This window comes from Streptomyces sp. NPDC017676, from assembly GCF_044329325.1.
Classification (GTDB): domain Bacteria; phylum Actinomycetota; class Actinomycetes; order Streptomycetales; family Streptomycetaceae; genus Streptomyces.
In genome coordinates this window covers 660194-680719 of sequence record NZ_JBIRJA010000001.1, presented here as the reverse complement: position 1 = coordinate 680719, position 20526 = coordinate 660194, and the positions used below count along the sequence as shown (strand labels likewise).

General features: G+C 71.9%; 15 protein-coding genes and 3 tRNA genes. 6 read left to right on the top strand and 12 right to left on the bottom strand.

Annotated features, from left to right (window positions below):
- Nucleotides 1-12: 12 nt before the first annotated feature.
- The 4 genes from ACH4LD_RS03010 to ACH4LD_RS02995 all read right to left on the bottom strand — a co-directional run bounded on the left by ACH4LD_RS03010 (nt 13) and on the right by ACH4LD_RS02995 (nt 5514).
- Complete coding sequence (locus ACH4LD_RS03010; RefSeq protein ID WP_132783607.1) at nt 13-1272, bottom strand: nucleotide sugar dehydrogenase; 1260 nt, start codon at nt 1270-1272, stop codon at nt 13-15.
- 61 nt (nt 1273-1333) lie between these two features.
- Nucleotides 1334-2740 carry an MFS transporter gene (locus ACH4LD_RS03005; protein ID WP_398053396.1) on the bottom strand — a complete coding sequence of 469 codons (1407 nt, stop codon included), beginning with the start codon at nt 2738-2740 and terminating at the stop codon, nt 1334-1336.
- Between the two features lie 2 nt (nt 2741-2742).
- Nucleotides 2743-4626 carry an NAD-dependent epimerase/dehydratase family protein gene (locus tag ACH4LD_RS03000; RefSeq protein WP_398053395.1) on the bottom strand — a complete coding sequence of 628 codons (1884 nt, stop codon included), beginning with the start codon at nt 4624-4626 and terminating at the stop codon, nt 2743-2745.
- Between the two features lie 102 nt (nt 4627-4728).
- Nucleotides 4729-5514, bottom strand: a complete 786-nt coding sequence (locus tag ACH4LD_RS02995) for a phytanoyl-CoA dioxygenase family protein (RefSeq protein ID WP_132783604.1) — start codon at nt 5512-5514, stop codon at nt 4729-4731.
- Nucleotides 5515-5783: 269 nt separating this feature from the next.
- On the opposite strand from ACH4LD_RS02995, the gene ACH4LD_RS02990 reads away from it, so the two are divergent.
- Both ACH4LD_RS02990 and ACH4LD_RS02985 read left to right on the top strand, forming a co-directional pair.
- On the top strand, nt 5784-6419 hold the full coding sequence (locus ACH4LD_RS02990; RefSeq protein WP_398053394.1) for a hypothetical protein: 636 nt from the start codon (nt 5784-5786) through the stop codon (nt 6417-6419).
- Nucleotides 6420-6728: 309 nt separating this feature from the next.
- Complete coding sequence (locus ACH4LD_RS02985; RefSeq protein WP_132783602.1) at nt 6729-7154, top strand: hypothetical protein; 426 nt, start codon at nt 6729-6731, stop codon at nt 7152-7154.
- A 247-nt stretch (nt 7155-7401) separates the two neighbouring features.
- Here ACH4LD_RS02985 and ACH4LD_RS02980 read toward each other — a convergent pair.
- From ACH4LD_RS02980 to ACH4LD_RS02970, 3 genes are all read right to left on the bottom strand, one after another.
- Nucleotides 7402-7475, bottom strand: a tRNA-Ile gene (locus tag ACH4LD_RS02980).
- A gap of 175 nt (nt 7476-7650) precedes the next feature.
- Nucleotides 7651-7723: transfer RNA gene (locus ACH4LD_RS02975), tRNA-Asn, on the bottom strand.
- Nucleotides 7724-7729: 6 nt separating this feature from the next.
- Nucleotides 7730-7802 (bottom strand) — tRNA-Asn (locus tag ACH4LD_RS02970).
- Nucleotides 7803-7959: 157 nt separating this feature from the next.
- Here ACH4LD_RS02970 and ACH4LD_RS02965 point away from each other — a divergent pair.
- The 4 genes from ACH4LD_RS02965 (at nt 7960) to ACH4LD_RS02950 (ending at nt 13507) form a co-directional block, all read left to right on the top strand.
- Nucleotides 7960-8265: a hypothetical protein gene (locus tag ACH4LD_RS02965; RefSeq protein ID WP_103810855.1), complete on the top strand. Its 306-nt coding sequence runs from the start codon at nt 7960-7962 to the stop codon at nt 8263-8265.
- 34 nt (nt 8266-8299) lie between these two features.
- Nucleotides 8300-9739 carry an FGGY-family carbohydrate kinase gene (locus tag ACH4LD_RS02960; RefSeq protein ID WP_398053393.1) on the top strand — a complete coding sequence of 480 codons (1440 nt, stop codon included), beginning with the start codon at nt 8300-8302 and terminating at the stop codon, nt 9737-9739.
- A gap of 106 nt (nt 9740-9845) precedes the next feature.
- Nucleotides 9846-11579: an ABC transporter ATP-binding protein gene (locus ACH4LD_RS02955; protein WP_398053392.1), complete on the top strand. Its 1734-nt coding sequence runs from the start codon at nt 9846-9848 to the stop codon at nt 11577-11579.
- On the top strand, nt 11579-13507 hold the full coding sequence (locus ACH4LD_RS02950) for an ABC transporter ATP-binding protein (protein ID WP_398053391.1): 1929 nt from the start codon (nt 11579-11581) through the stop codon (nt 13505-13507). The genes ACH4LD_RS02955 and ACH4LD_RS02950 overlap by 1 nt, the downstream gene beginning before the upstream one ends.
- 36 nt (nt 13508-13543) lie before the next feature.
- Here ACH4LD_RS02950 and ACH4LD_RS02945 read toward each other — a convergent pair whose 3' ends face one another.
- From ACH4LD_RS02945 to ACH4LD_RS02925, 5 genes are all read right to left on the bottom strand, one after another.
- Nucleotides 13544-14743: an RNA polymerase sigma factor gene (locus ACH4LD_RS02945; RefSeq protein ID WP_398053603.1), complete on the bottom strand. Its 1200-nt coding sequence runs from the start codon at nt 14741-14743 to the stop codon at nt 13544-13546.
- Nucleotides 14744-14908: 165 nt separating this feature from the next.
- Nucleotides 14909-16813, bottom strand: coding sequence for a DNA primase (gene dnaG, locus ACH4LD_RS02940; protein WP_398053390.1), 1905 nt, complete (start codon nt 16811-16813; stop codon nt 14909-14911).
- A 47-nt stretch (nt 16814-16860) separates the two neighbouring features.
- Nucleotides 16861-18126 (bottom strand): FAD-dependent oxidoreductase, encoded by a 1266-nt coding sequence (locus ACH4LD_RS02935; protein WP_132783593.1) that lies wholly within the window; start codon nt 18124-18126, stop codon nt 16861-16863.
- Nucleotides 18127-18230: 104 nt separating this feature from the next.
- Nucleotides 18231-19505, bottom strand: coding sequence for a deoxyguanosinetriphosphate triphosphohydrolase (locus ACH4LD_RS02930; protein WP_398053389.1), 1275 nt, complete (start codon nt 19503-19505; stop codon nt 18231-18233).
- A gap of 114 nt (nt 19506-19619) precedes the next feature.
- Nucleotides 19620-20408 carry a sirohydrochlorin chelatase gene (locus tag ACH4LD_RS02925; RefSeq protein ID WP_398053388.1) on the bottom strand — a complete coding sequence of 263 codons (789 nt, stop codon included), beginning with the start codon at nt 20406-20408 and terminating at the stop codon, nt 19620-19622.
- Nucleotides 20409-20526 lie beyond the last annotated feature (118 nt).

Genomic DNA, 20526 nt, shown 5'->3' with positions numbered 1-20526 from the left:
CGGGGCTGCCGGTCAGAGGCGTTCGACGTGCGGCTGCGGGCGGGCGGCGCCGCGGGTGTCGAGGAGCAGCGGGGCGCGCCGCTGGATCTCGTCCAGGTCGAACGCCCGGTGCCGCTGGAGGAGGATGGCGAGGTCGGCGGTCTCCAGGGCGGCGGGCAGGTCGGCGGCGGACGGGACGGCCGTGCCGTCGACGGACCACTCGGGGACGTACGGGTCGTGGTAGGAGACGTCGGCGCCGCGGGCCCGGAGCCGTTTGACGACGTCTCGGGCGGAGGTCTCGCGCTGGTCGGCGATGTCCGCCTTGTAGGTGACGCCGAGCAGCAGCACGCGGGCGCCGCCGAGGGTCTTGCCGGCCCGGTCCAGGAGGTGCTGGGCGCGTTCCACGACGTAGCGCGGCATGCGTGTGTTGATCTCCTGGGCGAGTTCGACCATGCGGAAGGGGTAGCCGAGGGTGCGGACCTTGTGGGCGAGGTAGTTGGGGTCGATCGGGATGCAGTGGCCGCCGACGCCGGGGCCGGGCCGGAACGCCTGGTAGCCGAAGGGCTTGGTGGCGGCGCAGGAGATCGCGTCCCACAGGTCGATGCCGAGTTCGTTGCAGAAGATGGCCATCTCGTTGACCAGCGCGATGTTGACGTGCCGGTAGGTGTTCTCGATGAGCTTGGCCATCTCGGCCTCGCGGGTGCCGGTGGCCTGGACGACGGTGTCGACGATCTTGCCGTAGAACGCCGCGGCGGCGGTGGCGCAGGCGGGGGTGTGGCCGCCGACTACCTTGGGGGTGTTGCGGATGCCGTAGACCTGGTTGCCGGGGTCGACGCGTTCCGGTGAGAAGGCGAGGTGGAAGTCGCGGCCGGCGGTGAGTCCGGAGCGTTCGAGGAGGGGCCGGACGACCTCGTCGGTGGTGCCGGGGTAGGTGGTCGACTCCAGGACGACCAGGGTGCCGGGCCGCAGGTGGCGGCTGATCGCCGCGCAGGCGCTCTCGACCATGGTCAGGTCGGGTCCGCCGTGCGCGGACAGCGGGGTGGGGACGCAGATCACGACGGTGTCCGTCCCGGCGACGGCGCTCTCGTCGGTGGTCGCGGTGAAGCCCTGGGCGCGGACTTGGGCGACGGTGGCGTCGTCGATGTCGTCGACGTGCGAGACACCGGCGTTGAGCCGGGTGACGACCTCGGCGTTCCTGTCGAGGCCGACGACGGTCATCCCGGAGCGGGTGGCTTCCACCGCGAGGGGCAGGCCCACGTATCCGAGGCCTATGACGACAAGGTCACTGCGCACAACGGTCCCTTTCGGAGGGGAGGGTGCGGAAAAAGGAGAGAGAGGAGAGGGAGGGGGGAGGTCAGTCGCCGCGGGCGCGGACGGCGAGCAGGGCGACCAGCAGGGTCGGCAGGAGCAGCAGCGCGAACGCCACGCGGTAGCCGTCGAGCGGGCCTGCGCCGGCCGCCAGGCAGGCGTTGAGGACTCCGGAGGCCAGGGCCAGGACGACGACCTGGCCGAGGTTCATGTTGGTCTGCATGGCGCTGGTGGTGTGGCCCTGCCGGTGCGGCTCGCTGTGTTTCAGGGAGAGCACGGTGACGCAGGGGTCCAGCAGCCCCATGCCGATGGCGGACAGCGGCATCGCGGCGGCTGCCGTGACCGCGGGCAGTCCGCCGGAACAGCCCGCCACGGCGAGGGCCGCGGAGGCGGTCATGACGAGGGCGCCCGCGGTGACGAGGCGGTGCCGGGCCACGTGCTGGAGCGCCTTGCCCTGCACCCAGGAGGCGCCGGCCCACAGCACCGCGGAGGCGGTGAAGGCCACGCCGACCACGACGGCGTCGACCCGCCGTTCGGTGATCAGCATCAGCGGCACCAGCGCCTCGATGGTGAAGTACGTGCCGGAGGTCAGGCCGCGCAGCAGCACCGCGGTCGGCAGGCCCCGGGCGCTGCGCCAGGTCCCGCGCGGCAGCAGCCTCGGGGCGAAGACGACGAGGAGGACCAGGCCGGCGGCGACGAAGGCGAGGTGGCGCGGGTCCCAGTCGGAGACGCCGTACTGGCCGAGCGCCGCGCCGAGGCTGAGCATGGCCGCGACCAGCAGCGGGGGGCGGGCGGCCCGTTCCGCGGCGGGGGGTACGCCGGCCGGGTCGCCGTCCACGGGTCTGCGCAGGACGACGACGAGGGCGACGGCGGGCAGCGCCGTCAGGGCGGCGAGGCCGTAGAAGACCGCGCGCCAGGACCACCACTGGACGACCACACCGGCGAGCGGCGGCCCGAGCAGCGACGGGATGACCCAGCTGGCGCTCATCATGGCGAGCATCCGGGGCCGCAGCCGCTCGGGGTAGGCCTGGCCGATGGCGGTGGTCACCGACACCGCGACCATGCCGGCGGCCAGGCCGTCCACGAACCGGCCGGCGGCGAGCTGCCAGACGGACACGCTGGACGCGGACACCAGCAGGGTGAGCACCGACAGGACCATGCCGAGCGCCAGGGGCCGCCGGGCGCCCGCCCGGTCGGCCCAGTGCCCGCCGAGCACCCCGCCGAACAGGCTGGCGGCGACGAAGCAGCCCGCCACGACCGGGAACAGGGACACGCCGTCCAGTTCCCGGGCCGCGGTCGGCAGGGTGGGCACCACGGCGAGGGCGGCGAACCCGGTCAGGAACATCACCACGGCGAACGTCAGCGTGGCGGCGAGGTACGGCGGCGAGAAGATCCCGTCCCCCGTGCCGCCGCCCGTCTCGGGCGCCGCCCGCTTCTCCGCCTTCTCCGTCATCGTCAGGCCCGCCGTACGCCGGTGTCGTCGCCGGGGTCCGGGGTCCGCCAGAGCCCGACGAGGTCGTCATGGGTGTCGCAGGCCAGCCACTGTGCCTGCGCCCGGGCGCCATTGTGCACCGGTGCCGCGGGCCGCCAGCCGGTTTCGGCGGTGATCAGGGCGGTGGACATGAGGGGGGTGTGCGGTCCGGGGGCGTCGGCCCGCTCCCAGGGGGTGCGGCGGGCCGTCCGGGTGACCAGTTCGGCGAAGGCGGTCTCGTCGTAGCCGGCGGAGGCGACGTTGCAGACCTCGGGTCCGGCCGGGCGGGCGAGCAGCGCGGCGAGGGCGTCGGCCATGTCGCGGTAGTCCACGATCTGGTGCCGGCGGCCCTCGACCAGGGTCATGGGGCGCCGGGTCCAGGCCCGCAGCATCCAGCCGGCGAGGACCCCGTCCAGCGGGGCGTGCGGGCCCACCGGCTCGGCGAACCGCACGATCTGCACGGGCGTGCCGGTCTGCCGGCCCCAGGCCCTGCACTGCTCCTCCGCGTCCCACCACAGCCGGGCCTCGGCGTCCCCGGGCTGTTCACGCACGGAGTCCTCGGTGCGGTCCTCGGCGGCGCCGCCCCGGTAGACGGCGGCCGAACTCGCGTGCACCAGCCGCCGTGCGCCGAGCTTCTCGGCGTCGGCGAGCAGGTCCGCCAGCGGGTACCCGGTGTCGTGCGGGGTGCCGAGGTGGATCACGGCGTCCGGTGCCTCGGGCACCGCGTGCGTGGCCGGGTCGAGCCGTTCGGCGTGTACGGCGGTGCGGCCCGCGTCGGTCAGCAGCCGCGCGAGCTGGGCGCCGAAGGCGGGGTCGCCGCCGGTGACGACGACGCCGGGCGCGGGTGCGGGGCGGGGGGTGCCGGCGGTGGCGCGGTGCGCGGCCCGGCCGGCGTCGAGGGCGGCCAGGGCGAGGTCGCGGACGAGCGGGATCATCGGCACGAGTTCGGCGCCGGTGTACTCCTCGCACAGGCCGCCGGGGCCGAGGGACTCCATCACCGCCGCCGCCACGGCGGGCTCCGGGTCACGGTCCGTCAGGCCGGCGACGGCGACGCCGGTGGCGAAGGCGGTGAGCCACACCTGCCGGCACACGGTGTCGGGCAGATCGGGCCGGTCCGCCGCGGCGAGGGTCTCCTCGCAGCGGTCGAGCAGGCCGATGCGCCGCAGATGGCGGTCGGTGTCGAGGTATTCCCAGCGGTCCTCCTGCCGTACCGCGCATTTCGACTCGCCGTACTGGTAGAAGGGCACCATGGAGAATGCGGCGCACGCGGTGTTGTCGTCGGGGGAAAATGCGGCCCGGTCGGTGAAGAATGTGGCGCGGCGCCATCCGTGGGTGCTGTTTCCGGCGATGCTCGGCACGTCGTCGTGGTCGACGGTACTGGGCACGGCGATCCGCACCGGAATGTCCAGCGCCTTGAGGTACCGCTGGATCACCACGTCGTACGGCCAGCCATTGCCGTGTTCCGCCGCGAATCGCTCGTATCCGCGGGCGGCGTCGGCGGGCAGCATCAGGGCCAGCGACGGGACGTGTTCGTCGATGGCATAGGCCCACTGCGCACCCGTGAGGGCGCCGAGGCGTACGACACCGCTGTTTCTGCCTTCCCAGCCCTCGTAAAAGGCGACGGCCTCACCGGGAACGGCGGCGGCGACCTTTTCGGCACAGGGGAAGAAATCCTCGGCGACGAGGACGTCGTCCTGGAAGACCACGTGGTGGGTGGCGTCCGCACCGACACTGCTCCAGGACGGGTTCGCGGTGCGCAGCGCGGTGGGCGGGCCGGAGGGGTCCGGGTCGGTGACGACACGGACGCGGCCCCGCGGGTCCTTCGCCGCGATGGCCTCGGCCGCCGCTCGGCGTCGCGGGTGGGTCATGACGGCACCAGTCAGAATGACAGGGTTCACGGCTTTCCCATCTGGCTGTCGGGGCCGGGCCGGTGGTGGCCGGCCCGGCGGTGGGGGGGTGGTGCCGGGTGGTCAGTCCTCGACGGCGCCGGAGTTGCGGACCTGCCGTACGTTCTCGTTGAGTCCGTGGTCCGCGCCCTGTGCCCGTTCGTGCCGGATCATCGCGGCGGGGCGGTAGTTGAGGATGTACGCGCGGCGCGTGCCGTCCGTGGTGTTGCCCCGCGAGTAGTGCAGCGTGAAGCCGGAGTGGGCCACTGCTTCCCCCGCCCGCAGTGGCACCGGAGTGGCTCCCGGCTCGTCCTCGGAGCAGTCGCACTCGATGTTCTTGCCGTCGCTGGTGGGCCGGTGCGGGCGCAGCGGCTGTTCGTGCGAGCCGCGTACGTACCACATGCAGCCGTTGTCGACGTCGGCGTCGTCCAGCGCCACCCAGATCGAGACCGCCCGGTGGTCGGGCATGTCGATCCAGTAGGCCGCGTCCTGGTGCCAGGGCGTGGGGACGGCGGTGTGCGGATCCTTGTGGATCATCATGTCGAAGTCGAGTTCCGCGTCGGCGCCGATGAGTTCCCGGGCGACGGCGAGCGCCTTGCGGTGGAGTGGGAGTTCCCGCAGCGGCGGGTGGAGGGCCGAGGGCCACATGATCTGTGTGATGTTCTCGCGTACGCCGTCCTTGCGGGGGGCGTGGGAACCGAGATCGGACCGTTTGTCGCCCGCTTCGATGTCACCGTTCAGGAAACGGTCGTAGATGTCCCGGTAAACAGCGAGTTCACCGGGGGAAACGAGTTCTCCGACGGTGGCGAATCCGTCGGCCGTGAACTTCTGCGCAAGGTTCGTTAACACCTGCGTCGTCAAGACAAACATCCCCTTCGCCCCTTCTCTCAGCAGCCTGAGAGCACAGCGCACCCCGAGAAGGGGGATCGTCGAATGGAAAGCCCAGCGAGCCTTTGGAGAGCTGGTCTGGACCATTGATCAAGACGGGACGGAAATCTACGGGGCGACACACGGCAAGGTCAACAGTGATCAGAAAAATGGTCCAGACCTATGGCCTCGTGGATGATCAGGCCGCTACGGTGTGCCGGGCCGCGCCACCGGGTGCGGACAGCGGTCAGCGCAGCAAGGAGGAGACAGGCGTGACGAGCACGGCCGGCACACTCCGCGTCGAGGCGGCGGTGCGCCGCAACCCCTACACGTACATGCTCACCGACGGGGAACTGACCGCTCTGCTGGCGGACCTCGGCCGCCGCCGGGCCGAGAGCATCCTGCGCAACCACACCGCCCCGGAGGGCAAGGCGCCGCGCGGCCCCTACCCGCGCCCCGCGATGGGCTTCGTCGTCCTCGACCCGACGGCGGAGGCGGGCACCGCACCCGCGGACGCGGTCCTGGGCGCGGTCACGGTCGGGGACGAGGCGCGCCGCTTCCTCCCCAAGGCCGCGGCCAAGGCGGCGGCCCACCGGCGCCTCGGCGGCGACAACGGCACACCGGTGCACACCGACCCGCACCTGCTCGGCACCGGCGCCTTCCGCTACGGCCACTCGGCCGAGGTGCGCGGGCTGATCGTCGCCGCCAGCTCCCAGACCACCGACCAGGACCTCTACGAGGCGTCCCGGCTGGCCGCCGAACTCGTCGAGGAACTCGGCGCCCGTCACCGCGCCTACGAGTGGAGCCAGGGCGAGACCGACTGGCTCACCGGCACCGGGGAAGTCCCGGACGTGTACGAGGAGATGGTCTCCTGGTTCCCGGGGCCGGCGGCGCAGGGACGGAGCTGACGGCCGTTCAACTCCGGGTGTGAGTCGTCACCGGTGGAGGCGCCGTCCCGTACGCCGACTTCGCGGCGGATGCGGTCCGCCAGGCTCCAGCGGGGCCGAGGGCGAGGGTGGCGGCGATGAGGGACGTACCCAGGACGGCGGATCGCTTGCGGTGACCGGCACGCATGACCTGCCCCCTTTGCCTCACAGGTCACTTTCAGCCACTTTCCACCCTGATCACGCTGGTAACTCTCGTAACTGGCCGCACTCCAGTTGCAGTGATCGAAACTGACGCATGATGGCCACTCAGCCACCGGACCAGGGGGGAACATGCGCACCCGCACGAACATCGCCGCCGTCATGGCGGCGCTCGCCGTCTCGCTCGTCGGCTGCGGCGGCAGCGACAGCGGCGAGGACGCGAAGCCCGCCGAGACGACCAGGACCCCGGCAGCGAGCAGTGAGCCCAGCGCCGGTGTCAGCGCCGCCGAGAAGGCCACCGGCATCCCGCCCGTGCCGACCGGTGCCGAGCGCGCAGCGCTGCTCCGCGCCCTCGCCGCCGCGAACCCGGACATCGTGAAGTACGAGGACAAGGCCATCGACGCCGCCCGCAACCAGTGCTCCGCCCTCAACGGCGGCAGCGGCAAGGCCGACTGGGCCGCGTCCCAGCGCTTCACCTACGAGGACGTCACCACGACCGAGGCACAGGGCAAGCAGATCGACGAAGCCCTCAGGGGACTCGGCTTCTGCAAGGCGTGACACCACCCCGGCGCCGGCTGCGCCCGGCCGCCGGCCGGAGGACACCGGCACGATCACGCCCGGCCGGGTGATCGGGCGACAGGGCCCCGTGGACCCGGAGCCGTCCTGTCGTGTCCACGGTGATCGTCCGCACCCCGTCCGGGCCTCGGCCCGGCCAAGGATCTTCAGAGGTGCCGTAACCCCCTCCGCCCGGAGGGGGTTAATGCTGCGCCGCAGCTGAAAACGTTCCTGCGCCGAGGCGCCTCGGTGGGGCGGGTGGGACTCGAACCCACGGCCGACGGATTATGAGTCCGCTGCTCTAACCGGCTGAGCTACCGCCCCATAGCGGCGTGTCGCGTACAAGTGTGCGCGCCGTCTGCCGCAGCATAGCCGCTCATACGATCTCCTGCCTCGGATGGTCGGCTTCCGCTCTGCTCATGACCTTGAGGACAGCGCCGCAGGCCGCGGCGGTTCCCGGGGACATGAAAAAGGACCCCGGAGGGGTCCTCGTTCAGCGCTCCCCCGACTGGACTCGAACCAGTAACCTGCCGGTTAACAGCCGGCTGCTCTGCCAATTGAGCTACGGAGGACCGAAGCTCCCCCGACTGGACTCGAACCAGTAACCTGCCGGTTAACAGCCGGCTGCTCTGCCAATTGAGCTACGGAGGATCGCCTCGTTGCATCGAACGTACCTACCTGGGTATTCGCCAGGGGGCGGGCGCTCGCTGCGACACATACATTAGCGCAAGCAGGGGGGTGCTCCGCCAATCGGTATCCCCAGGCGCCAGCGCGGCACCAGAAACTACGCACGGGAAGGGTGGCAGCCATGCGCTACCGGCTCACGTTCCTCGCCGGACTGGCCCTCGGTTACGTACTCGGCACGAGGGCCGGTCGTGAGCGCTACGAGCAGCTGAAGAAGTCGGCCCGCCGGATCGCGCAGAACCCCGCGGTGCGCAACACCGCGGAGACGGCCGCCCAGCAGGGCCGCGTCTACGCGGGCAAGGCGCTCCACACGGTCAGCGACAAGGTCGGCGACCGGGTCCCGGAGTCGGTGGCCCATCCGGTCCGCTCCCTGCGCGACCGAGGCGGCGACGGCAGGACCGAGGACGACTGGGGCACGAGCAACACGTAAGGGCCACTCCTCGGAATGCGGCAAAATTCTCCGCATGGGGATAGTCGCCGGCTTGGACAGCTCACCGGACTTCACACGCATCGTGGTCTGCGACACGGACACCGGTGCCGTACTACGGCAGGGGTATGCCCCCCACCCGGTCGAGGGCCGGCCCAGCGACATCGACCCGCAGGCCTGGCTGCTCTCGCTCGGTGAGGCCGCCGGCGGTGGCCTGCTGGAGGGCGTGCAGGCCATCGGCGTGTCGGCCCAGCAGAACGCGGTGATCCCGCTGGACGCCCAGGGCAACACCGTCCGCCCCGCGATGGTCGGCGGCGACAAGCGCGCCCAGGTCGCGGCCGCCGACCTCGTGGACGCGCTCGGCGGCCGGGAGGCCTGGGCGCAGGCGGTCGGATGCGTCCCGCAGGCGGCCCAGCCGGTGACCAAGCTGCGCTGGCTCGCGAAGAACGAACCCGAGAACGCGCTGCGCACGGCCGTCCTGCTCCAGGCCCACGACTGGCTGGTGTGGCAGCTGCTCGGACGGCCCGTGCGGCGGACCACCGACCGCGGCGGGGCCTCCGGCACCGGGTACTGGTCGGCGGCCACCGGCGCCTACCGGCCCGACCTGGTCGAGCTGGCCCTCGGCCACCAGGCGGTGCTGCCGGAGGTGATCGGCCCGTCCGACGCGGCCGGTACGACCCCGGAGGGCCTGCTGATCTCCGCCGGCACCGGGGAGACCATGGCCGCCGCGTTCGGGCTCGGGATCGGGCTGGGGGACGCGGTCGTGTCCCTCGGGGCCTCCGGCTCCGTGATGGCCGTGCACCCGGAGGCGCTCACCGACCAGTCCGGGATGATCACCTCCCTCGCCGACGCCACCGGCATGCACCTGCCGGTCGTCACCACCCTGAACGCCGTACGCGCCCTGCGCGGCGCCGCCGAGCTGCTCGGCCTGCCGGATCTGGAGAGCCTGTCCGACCTGGCGATGAAGTCCACGCCGGGCGCGCACGGGCTGGTGCTGCTGCCGTACCTGGAGGGCGAGCGGACGCCGAACCTGCCGCACACCGCGGGGACCCTCGCGGGGCTGCGGCGCGAGTCGATGAAGCCGGAGCACCTGGCGCGGGCCGCGTTCGAGGGCATGCTGTGCGGGCTGGCCGACGCGCTGGACGTGCTGCGCGGGCGGGGCGTGGAGGTGCGCCGGATCTTCCTGCTCGGCCCGGCCGCCGAGCTGCCCGCCGTGCAGGCCGCGGCGCCCTCCCTGTTCGGCGCGCAGGTCGTCGTACCGCAGCCCGCGGACTACACGGCGATCGGCGCGGCCCGGCAGGCGGCCTGGGCGCTCGGTGTGTCGCAGGGCACACTCGATCCGCGCAACCCCCCGGCCTGGCAGGGCGCGGCGGCGCAGGTGCTGGAGCCCGGCGAGGAACTGGCCGTGGGGCAGGCGGTGCGGCAGCAGTTCACGGCGGTGCGGGAGCAGACCCATCCGGGGGCGTTCCGTCCGTGAAGCCCGGCGACGGGATAACCAGTTGAGGTAACGCCGGTGGAGTGTCCGACGATAGGGGCCAAGGGCAACCGACCAAGCCCCTGTCGCCGACTCCGAGAGACGTAGCGTGCTCATACGACTTCTGCGGACCTGTCTCAGGCCCTACAAGAAACCCATCGCCCTGCTGGTGGTGCTGCAGTTCCTGCAGACCTGCGCCACCCTCTACCTGCCCACTCTGAACGCGGACATCATCGACAACGGTGTCGTGAAGGGTGACACCGGTTACATCCTGTCCTTCGGTGCCCTGATGATCGGCATCTCGCTGGTGCAGGTGGGGTGCAACATCGGTGCCGTGTACTACGGCGCCCGGACCGCCTCCGCGCTCGGCAGGGACGTGCGCGGTGCCGTCTTCGACCGGGTCCAGTCCTTCTCCGCGCGTGAGGTGGGTCACTTCGGGGCGCCCTCGCTCATCACCCGTACGACGAACGACGTGCAGCAGGTCCAGATGCTGGTCCTGATGACGTTCACCCTGATGGTGTCGGCACCCATCATGTGCGTGGGCGGCATCGTGCTCGCCCTCGGTCTGGACGTGCCGCTGTCCGGGGTACTGGTCGCGGTGGTACCGGTGCTCGGCATCTCGGTGACGCTCATCGTGCGCCGGCTGCGCCCGCTGTTCCGCGCGATGCAGGTCCGGCTGGACACGGTGAACCGGGTGCTGCGCGAGCAGATCACCGGCAACCGGGTGATCCGCGCCTTCGTCCGCGACGAGTACGAGCAGGGCCGGTTCGGGAAGGCCAACGGCGAGCTGACCGACATGCAGCTGGCCACCGGCCGGCTGCTGGCCCTGATGTTCCCGATCGTCATGACGGTGGTGAACCTGTCGTCCATCGCGGTCGTGTGGTTCGGCGCCCACCGCATCGACAGCGGCGGGATGGCCATCGGCGACCTCACCGCCTTCCTCGCCTATCTGATGCAGATCGTCATGTCCGTGATGATGGCCACCTTCATGTTCATGATGGTGCCGCGCGCGGAGGTGTGCGCCGAGCGCATCCAGGACGTCCTGGAGACCGAGTCCAGCGTCGTACCGCCGGCGGCCCCCGTCACCGCGCTGCGGGCGCACGGGCACCTGGAGATCCGGGGCGCGGGCTTCCGCTACCCGGGTGCCGAGGAGCCGGTGCTCAGGTCCATCGACCTGGTGGCCCGGCCGGGGCAGACGACCGCCGTGATCGGCTCCACCGGCAGCGGCAAGTCGACCCTGCTGGGTCTCGTTCCCCGGCTGTTCGACGCCACCGAGGGCGAGGTCCTGGTGGACGGCGTCAACGTGCGCGAGGTCGAGCCGCAGCTGCTCGCCCGGACGGTCGGGCTCGTGCCGCAGAAGCCGTACCTGTTCGCGGGCACCGTCGCGACCAATCTGCGGTACGGCAATCCGGACGCCACGGACGAGGAGCTGTGGCACGCGCTGGAGGTGGCGCAGGCCAAGGACTTCGTGCGGAAGCTGGAGGGCGGCCTGGACGCGCCGATCGCTCAGGGAGGCACCAACGTCTCCGGTGGCCAGCGGCAGCGGCTCGCCATCGCCCGCACGCTGGTGCAGCGCCCGGAGATCTACCTCTTCGACGACTCCTTCTCCGCGCTCGACTACGCGACGGACGCGGCCCTGCGCGCCGCGCTCGGCCGGGAGACCGCCGAGGCGACCGTCGTGATCGTCGCCCAGCGGGTGGCGACCATCCGGGACGCGGACCGGATCATCGTGCTGGACGAGGGCCGGGTCGTCGGTTCCGGCCGGCACGCCGAGCTGATGGCATCCAACGAGACCTACCGGGAGATCGTGCTCTCCCAGCTGACGGAAGCGGAGGCCGCCTGATGGCCGGGCCCATGGGACGCATGATGGCCGGGGGCGGCCCCGACCAGCGCTCGATGGACTTCAAGGGGTCGGGCAAACGGCTCGTCGCCCAGTTCAGACCGGAACGCCTCACGATCTACTGCCTGCTGCTGTGCGTGGTCATCAGCGTGGGTCTGAGCGTGATCGGCCCGAAGATCCTCGGCCGGGCCACCGACCTGGTGTTCGCGGGCATCGTCGGCCGGCGCTTCCCGGCCGGTGCCACCAAGGAGCAGGTCCTCGGCTCCCTGCGCGAGCGCGGTCAGGGCCGCATCGCGGACGTGCTGGGGGGCACCGACTTCACGCCCGGCAAGGGCATCGACTTCGACGCCGTCGGGCACGTCCTGCTGCTCGCGCTCGGTGTGTTCCTGGTCGCCGGCCTGCTGATGGCGGTCGCGACGCGGCTGGTCAACCGGGCCGTGAACCGCACGATGTACCGGCTGCGCCAGGACGTGCAGGCGAAGCTGTCGCGGCTGCCGCTGTCGTACTTCGACAAGCGCCAGCGCGGTGAGGTGCTGTCCCGGGCGACCAACGACATCGACAACGTCGGGCAGACGCTCCAGCAGTCGATGGGCCAGCTCATCAACTCGGTGCTGACCATCGTCGGCGTGCTCGTGGTGATGTTCTGGGTGTCCTGGCTGCTGGCGCTGGTCGCGCTGGTCACCGTACCGCTGTCGTTCGTGGTCGCCACCCGGGTCGGCAAGCGTTCGCAGCCGCACTTCGTGCAGCAGTGGCGCACCACCGGCCAACTGAACGCGCACATCGAGGAGATGTACACCGGGCACACCCTGGTGAAGGTGTTCGGGCGGCAGGAGGAGTCGGCCCAGCAGTTCGCCGAGCAGAACGAGGCGCTGTACCAGGCCGCGTTCAAGGCGCAGTTCCACAGCGGTGTCATGCAGCCGCTGATGATGTTCGTGTCGAACCTGAACTACGTGCTGGTGGCGGTCGTCGGCGGGCTGCGGGTCGCGTCCGGCGCGCTGTCCATCGGCGATGTGCAGGCCTTCATCCAGTACTCGCGGCAGTTCTCCATGCCGCTGACGCAGGTCGCGTCGATGGCGAACCTGGTGCAGTCCGGCGTCGCCTCGGCCGAGCGGATCTTCGAACTCCTGGACGCGGAGGAGCAGGAGGCGGATGCGGTGCCGGGCGAGCGGCCCGAGGAGCTGCGCGGGCGGGTGCGTCTGGAGCACGTGTCGTTCCGGTACGACCCCGAGAAGCCGCTGATCGAGGACCTGTCGCTCACGGTGGAGCCGGGGCACACGGTGGCGATCGTCGGCCCGACCGGCGCCGGCAAGACCACGCTGGTCAATCTGCTGATGCGGTTCTACGACGTCTCCGGCGGCCGGATCACCCTGGACGGGGTCGACATCCGGAGGATGACCCGGGACGAACTGCGGTCCGGGATCGGCATGGTGCTCCAGGACACCTGGCTGTTCGGCGGCACCATCGCCGAGAACATCGCGTACGGCGCCTCGCGCGAGGTCACGCGCGGGGAGATCGAGGAGGCGGCCCGGGCGGCCCACGCGGACCGCTTCATCCGCACCCTGCCCGACGGCTACGACACCGTGATCGACGACGAGGGCACGGGCGTCAGCGCCGGTGAGAAGCAGCTCATCACCATCGCGCGGGCGTTCCTGTCCGACCCGGTGATCCTGGTGCTGGACGAGGCGACGAGTTCCGTGGACACGCGCACCGAGGTGCTGATCCAGAAGGCGATGGCCAAACTGGCGGCAGGCCGTACGTCGTTCGTGATCGCGCACCGGCTGTCGACCATCCGGGACGCGGACACCATCCTCGTGATGGAGAACGGGTCCATCGTCGAACAGGGCGCGCACCAGGAGCTGTTGGCAGCGGACGGGGCCTACGCCCGGCTGTACAAGGCCCAGTTCGCGCAGGCGGTCGCCGAGGTGGACTAGGGGACGGGCGGGGCCGCTCCCCGGGGCGGCCCCGCCTCAGTCCAGATAGCCCCTGAGCTGGTCCGCGAACGCGTGGTCGCGGAGCTTGTTCAGCGTCTTGGACTCGATCTGCCGTATCCGTTCGCGGGTGACGCCGAAGATGCGGCCTATCTCCTCCAGGGTGCGCGGGCGGCCGTCGACCAGGCCGTACCGGAGCTGGACGACCTTCCGCTCGCGCTCCCCGAGCGTGGACAGCACCGCCTCCAGGTGCTCGCGCAACAGCAGGAAGGCGGCGGACTCGACGGGGCTCGTCGCGTCGCCGTCCTCGATGAGGTCGCCGAGGGCGACGTCGTCCTCCTCGCCGACCGGGGCGTGCAGCGACACCGGCTCCTGGGCGAGCCGCAGCACCTCGCCGACCCGTTCGGGCGGCAGGTCCAGATGGGCGCCGACCTCCTCCGCCGTCGGCTCGTAGCCGCGCTCCTGGAGCATCCGCCGCTGGACCCGCACGACCCGGTTGATCAGCTCCACGACATGGACCGGGACCCGGATGGTGCGGGCCTGGTCGGCGAGCGCCCGGGACATGGCCTGCCGGATCCACCAGGTGGCGTAGGTGGAGAACTTGTAGCCGCGCGCGTAGTCGAACTTCTCCACGGCCCGGATGAGCCCGAGGTTGCCCTCCTGGACGAGGTCGAGCATGGTCAGGCCGCGACCGACGTACCTCTTGGCCACGGAGACGACGAGCCGCAGGTTCGCCTCGATGAGCCGGCGCTTGGCCATGCGGCCCATGACGACGAGCCGGTCCAGGTCCAGCGCGAGTTCGCTGTCCAGGTCGGGGGTGTTGCCGAGCTTCTCCTCCGCGAACAGGCCGGCCTCCACCCGGCGGGCCAGTTCCACCTCCTCGGCGGCGGTGAGCAGCGGGATGCGGCCGATCTCGCGCAGGTACTGGCGGAACAGGTCGGCGGAGGGACCGCCGGATTCGACCCGGGCGACGGCCGGGACCTCGACGGGTTCCTCGGGTTCGTCCACGAGCGCGTCGGCGGGCGGCTCCGCCTCGGGATGCAGGCCGGCACGGCTCTGCGGGGGCACGGCCGCGAGGACGTCCGCCTCCGCGTCCGGCTCGTCCGCGGTGATGCCGGTGGCGCTGGTGCTGTCGTCGGTCTGGGTGAGGGTCTGGGTCTGCACGGGGGCGACCTCCAGGATGATCGCTGCTGAAGGTGTGCGGCAGCGTGCGCTCCGAGGCTCGGGCACCGCCCCCAGTGTGGAGTACGACACAAGCCCGCCACGAGGGTCGTGCCGTGACTTTTTGCGTCCGGTCCGTCACCGGTCGGTTACTCGTCTCGTCGGACTATGCGACTGGCAACTGCGGCCGGCGGCAGTTCGCTGACCCACTTCGCCGTCACGCCACCCGTGCAGTAGCCGCCGCTACAACGCCTCCGCGCCCCGCTCGCGCAATGCCTGGTCGTACTGCTGGAGGATCCACAGCTCGTTCTGTACGGCGGCCAGCTGGGCCGGGTCGCCGGCGGTGGAGAGGCGGGTCATCTGGGACTGGATGTCGCGGATGCGGCGTTCGACGGCGCGGCGGCGGATCTGGACGAGGACCGTGCCGGCGTACGTCTGGTCCACCGTGCGGCGCAGGATCGGCTCGACGGCCAGCTCCGTGACCATCGCGCGCACGGTGTCGTCGGGCGCGGCCTCGCGGACGCGGACCAGGTACTCCTGCGGGTCGGGCACGCCGTACTCGGCGCCGCCCGCCTCCGCGACGGCCTGGCGCACGGCGGCGTACGGCGGGGCGGTGAACTCGTCCACGCCGTAGGCGTCGAAGGCCGGGGAGACCAGTTCGGGGCGCTGGAGGGCGAGCTTGAGCAGTTCGCGTTCGGCGGCGAAGACCGGGTTGCGCAGGGTGAGGGCCGGCCCGGAGTTCGCGGGGCGGGGCGCCTCGGTCCACTGGCGGTCGGCCGGGCGGCGCCGGTCCTGCTGCTGGGGTCCCTTGCCCTCGCGGGCCCAGCGGGCGAGCTGCGCCACCCGGCGGACCACGAACTGGGTGTCGAGGATGCCGAGCATGCCGGCCAGCTCGACGGCGACCTCGTGCTGGGCGCCGCTGTTCTTGATCCGGGCGACGATCGGCGCGGCCTCGTCCAGCGCGGCCGCGCGGCCCGCCGGGGTGTCCAGGTCGTAGCGGCTCACGATCTGGCGGAGCGCGAACTCGAAGAGGGGCGTGCGCGGTTCGACCAGGTCCGCCACCGCCTCGTCCCCCTTGGCGAGGCGCAGTTCGCACGGGTCCATGCCGTCCGGCGCGATGGCGATGTACGTCTCGGCGGCGAACTTCTGGTCGTCCTCGAAGGCCCGGAGGGCCGCCTTCTGCCCGGCCGCGTCGCCGTCGAAGGTGAAGATCACCCGGGCCGAGCCGTTGTCCATGAGGAGCCGGCGCAGGATCTTGATGTGGTCGCCGCCGAACGCCGTACCGCAGGTCGCGATGGCGGTGGTCACTCCGGCGAGGTGGCAGGCCATGACGTCGGTGTAGCCCTCGACCACCACCGCGCGGCTGCTCTTCGCGATCTCCTTCTTCGCCAGGTCGATGCCGTACAGCACCTGGCTCTTGCGGTAGATCGCCGTGTCGGGGGTGTTGAGGTACTTCGGGCCGGTGTCGGCCTCGTACAGCTTGCGGGCGCCGAAGCCGACGACGTCGCCGCCGATGTCCCGGATGGGCCACATCAGCCGGCCCCGGAACCGGTCGATGGGTCCTCTGCGGCCCTCCTGGGCGAGGCCGGAGAGGATCAGCTCCTTGTCGGTGAAGCCCTTGCCGCGCAGGTAGCGGGTGAGGTGGTCCCAGCCCTGGGGGCTGTAGCCGACGCCGAAGTGGACGGCGGCGGCCTGGTCGAAGCCGCGCTCGGCGAGGAAGACCCGGCCGGTCTCGGCCTCGGGGCTGGTGGCGAGCTGCTCGGCGTACCACTGGGCGGCGATCTTGTGCGCCTCGACCAGGCGGATGCGCTCACCGCGCTGGTGGGCCGGGTTGTACCCGCCCTCCTCGTACCGCAGCGTGATGCCGGCCTGCGCGGCCAGCCGCTCCACCGCCTCCGAGAAGGAGAGGTGGTCCACCTTCATCACGAAGGTGATGGTGTCGCCGCCCTCCTGGCAGCCGAAGCAGTGGAAGAGACCCTTGCTGGGGCTGACCTGGAAGGACGGCGACTTCTCGTCGTGGAACGGGCACAGGCCCTTGAGGTTGCCGCCGCCCGCGTTGCGCAGCTGGAGGTACTCGGAGACCACGGCGTCGATCGGGACCGCGTCCCGTACCGCCTTCACGTCCTCGTCGTTGATCCGTCCTGCCACGCGTGAATTCTACGGGGGCGCGGTGACAGTCCCGGTGCTCGCGGAGGTCATGGGGTGAGGCTGTCCAGGGGTACATGCGGGTCGGAGAGCGCCTCGGTGTTCACCTGGGCCCGGGAACGGATCAGCTTCTGGATCGGCTCTGTGACATCCCACACGTTCACGTTCATCCCGGCCAGCACGCGTCCCTCCTTCACCCAGAACGCGATGAACTCGCGCTTCCCGGCGTCGCCCCGGATCACCACCTCGTCGTAGGACCCCGGCGGCGCCCATCCGCTGTACTCCATGCCCAGGTCGTACTGGTCGGTGAAGAAGTACGGCACACGGTCGTAGGCCACCTCCTCGCCGAGCATCGCGCGTGCCGCCGCCGGGCCGCCGTTCAGCGCGTTCGCCCAGTGCTCGACGCGCAGCCGGGTGTCGAACAGGGCGAGCGGGAAGGACGCCACGTCACCGGCCGCGTAGATGTCGGGGTCGGAGGTGCGCAGCCGTTCGTCGACGACGATGCCGCCGCCGTGCGCCCGGTCGGCGATCTCCAGGCCGGCCGCCTCCGCGAGGGCGACGCGGGGTGCCGCGCCGATCGCCGCGAGGACGTCGTGCGCCGGGTGCTCCTCGCCGTCGTCCGTGCGGGCCGCGAGGACCACGCCGTCCTGGCCGACGATCTCGGTGAGCCGCACGCCGAAGTGGAAGCGGACGCCGTGCTCGCGGTGCAGCTCCGCGAAGACGTTGCCCAGCTCGGGGCCGAGCACGCCGTGCAGCGGGGTCGGCGCCGGTTCGATCACCGTGACCTCCGCGCCGTAGCTCCGGGCCGCGGCCGCGACCTCCAGGCCGATCCAGCCGGCGCCCGCGATCACCAGGTGCCCGTTGTCCCGGCCGAGGTGCTGCAGGACGCCCTTGAGGCGTTCGGCGTGCGCGAGACGGCGCAGGTGGTGGACGCCCGCCAGGTCGGTGCCGGGGATGTCCAGGCGGCGCGGCTCGGCACCGGTGACCAGCAGCAGCTTGTCGTAGCGGACGATCGTGCCGTCGTCACCGAAGCGGACCGTCCTGGCCGCGCGGTCGATCCGGTCCACGGTCTGGCCGAGGTGCAGCTCGACGTCGTTGCGCGCGTACCAGGCGGGCTCGTGCACGAAGACGCTGTCCCGCTCCTCCTTGCCGAGCAGATAGCCCTTGGACAGCGGCGGGCGCTCGTAGGGGTGGTCGCGTTCGTCGCAGATCAGTATCACGCGGCCGGTGAAGCCCTCCGCCCGGAGCGTCTCGGCCGCCTTGGCGCCGGCGAGACCGCCTCCCACGATGACGAATGTCTGATCCGCGTCGACCACTTGATGCCTCCTCGTAGGGGTGCCGCCACATGCGAGCGTCCCGCACACGGCGTGCTGCGGGAAGAGGGTGTGACCCGATCAGGGCACGGAGGGTCATGTTCCTCTCACATATGCCCCGTAAGTCTCGCGTGCAGTGAGAGCGCCGAGGCGTCGGTCAGGGAGGCGATCTGGTCCACGATCACCCGCTTGCGCGCCCGGTCGTCCTCCGCCGTGTCGAACAGCGCCCGGAACTGGGGGTCCAGGCCCTCGGGCGCGCGGGCGGTCAGCGCCTCGGCCAGCTCGGCGACGATGACCCGCTGGTCGGCGCGCAGCCGCTCCTGCTCCGCGCGCTGCATCACGTACCGGTCCGCGACCGCCTTGAGCACCGCGCACTCCATGCGGGTGGCCCGGGGTACGACGAGTTCGGCGTCGTACCGGGTGAGCGGGCCGGCGCCGTACGCGGCGCGGGTGGCGGCCTCGGCGGCCAGGCAGAACCGGCCGATGAGCTGGCTGGTGGCGTCCTTCAGACGGGCCTGGGCGACCGCCGTGCCGTCGTAGCCGTGCGGCCACCACTCCTCGTCCTGGAGGCGGTCCAGCGCGGCGGCGAGTTCGGCGGGGTCGGTGTCCACGGGGACGTACCGGCCGACGGCGACCCCGAACACCGCCTGCCGTTCCGGCTCGGCGTGCAGGCAGTTGGGGTCGATGTGCCCGGCGTGCAGACCGTCCTCGACGTCGTGCACCGAGTAGGCGACGTCGTCCGACCAGTCCATGACCTGCGCCTCGAAGCAGGTGCGGGTGCCGGGGGCGTGCCGTCTGACCCAGTCGAACACCGGGCGGTCGTCCTCGTACACGCCGAACTTCCGCGACGCCGGGTCGGTGGGGTGGGTGCCGCGCTGCCACGGGTACTTGGTGGCGGCGTCCAGGGTGGCGCGGGTCAGGTTCAGGCCGACGGAACCCTCGGGGGTGAACCGTTTGGGCTCGATGCGGGTGAGGAGCCTGAGGGACTGGGCGTTGCCCTCGAAGCCGCCGCAGTCGTCGGCGAACTCGTTCAGCGCGGTCTCGCCGTTGTGACCGAAGGGGGGATGACCGAGGTCGTGGGCGAGGCAGGCCGCCTCCACCAGGTCGGGGTCACAGCCGAGGGCGGCGCCCAGCTCCCGGCCGACCTGGGCGCATTCGAGGGAGTGGGTGAGGCGGGTGCGGGGGCTGGGGTCCCACGCCTGGTCGTGGGTCCCCGGGGTGACCACCTGCGTCTTGCCCGCGAGGCGGCGCAGGGCGGCGGAGTGGAGGATGCGGGCGCGGTCGCGTTGGAAGGCTGTGCGGCCCGGGCGCTTGTCGGGTTCGGGGGCCCAGCGCTCGACTGACGTCGGGTCGTATGCCGTGGAGAGTGCGGTGCCTTCCATGGGTCGACAGTAAGCCCAATCGCCTGCCGGGTTCTGTTGTGGGGCGGTCGCGGGGTCGTCGTGGTCGACCGCGCCCCCGCGGCGGAACCGCACACCGATACGGGCCCGCGCCCCTCACGCTGCTTCGGTCGACCGGGTGGACAGGCTCTGGTCGTAGCGGTGCAGGACCAGGCGCGCCATCGCCTCGTGGGCGCCCAGGGGTGCCGAAGCGATCCACGGCGCCGCTTGCGCGCACTGGGTCGCGAAGCGGCCCGGGGCCGTGAAACAGGACGCCACCGCCACTCGGTGGCGGCCCCTTGCCGCCAGGGCGCGCAGAGCCGTCGGAACCGCCGGGGTCGCCGCCGAGGCGTACGCGGGGAGCACCGGGACGCCCAGGCGGGCGGAGAGGAGGCGGGCCGTGTGCCGGGTGTCCGTGGCCGAGTCGGGGTCGCGGGAACCGGCCGCGGCGAGGACGACCGCGGTCCCGCGGCGGGCGGCGTCGTCCATGGCCGCCGGCCAGCCGGCCTCCAGCAGGCGGGCGTGCAGGGCCTCGGCGAGGAGGGGGTGGGGGCCGAGCGGGGTGGCCATGTGCGCGCGTACCGGTGAGGCCGCCGCCATCTCGGGGATGTCCTGCTTGACGTGGTAGCCGCGGGCGAGGAGGAGCGGGACCAGGACGGCCGGGGTGTCGCCGAGGGCGGCGAGGGTGTCGGGGAGCGGGGGCTCGTTCAGCTCGATGTGGCCGAGGTGCACCGGGAGGCCGGGGCGCAGCGCGCGGAGCCGGTCCATGAGGGCCCGTACGGTCGTGAGGGCCCGGGGGTTCCGGCTGCCGTGGGCGACCAGCACGAGGGCCGGCGGGGACGGGCGGCGGCGGCCGAGCGGCGGGACGAGCCGGCTGCTGGTGCGGAGGGGGATCGACGCCGTCATGGAACGATCCTGACCGCGGGACGTTGCGCGCCCGTTGCATGGCCGTCACGGGTGTTTTCCGCGGGTTCACCTCGTCCGGACGTCCGATGTGAGGTGAACCGGGACGGCGCCGGTGGCG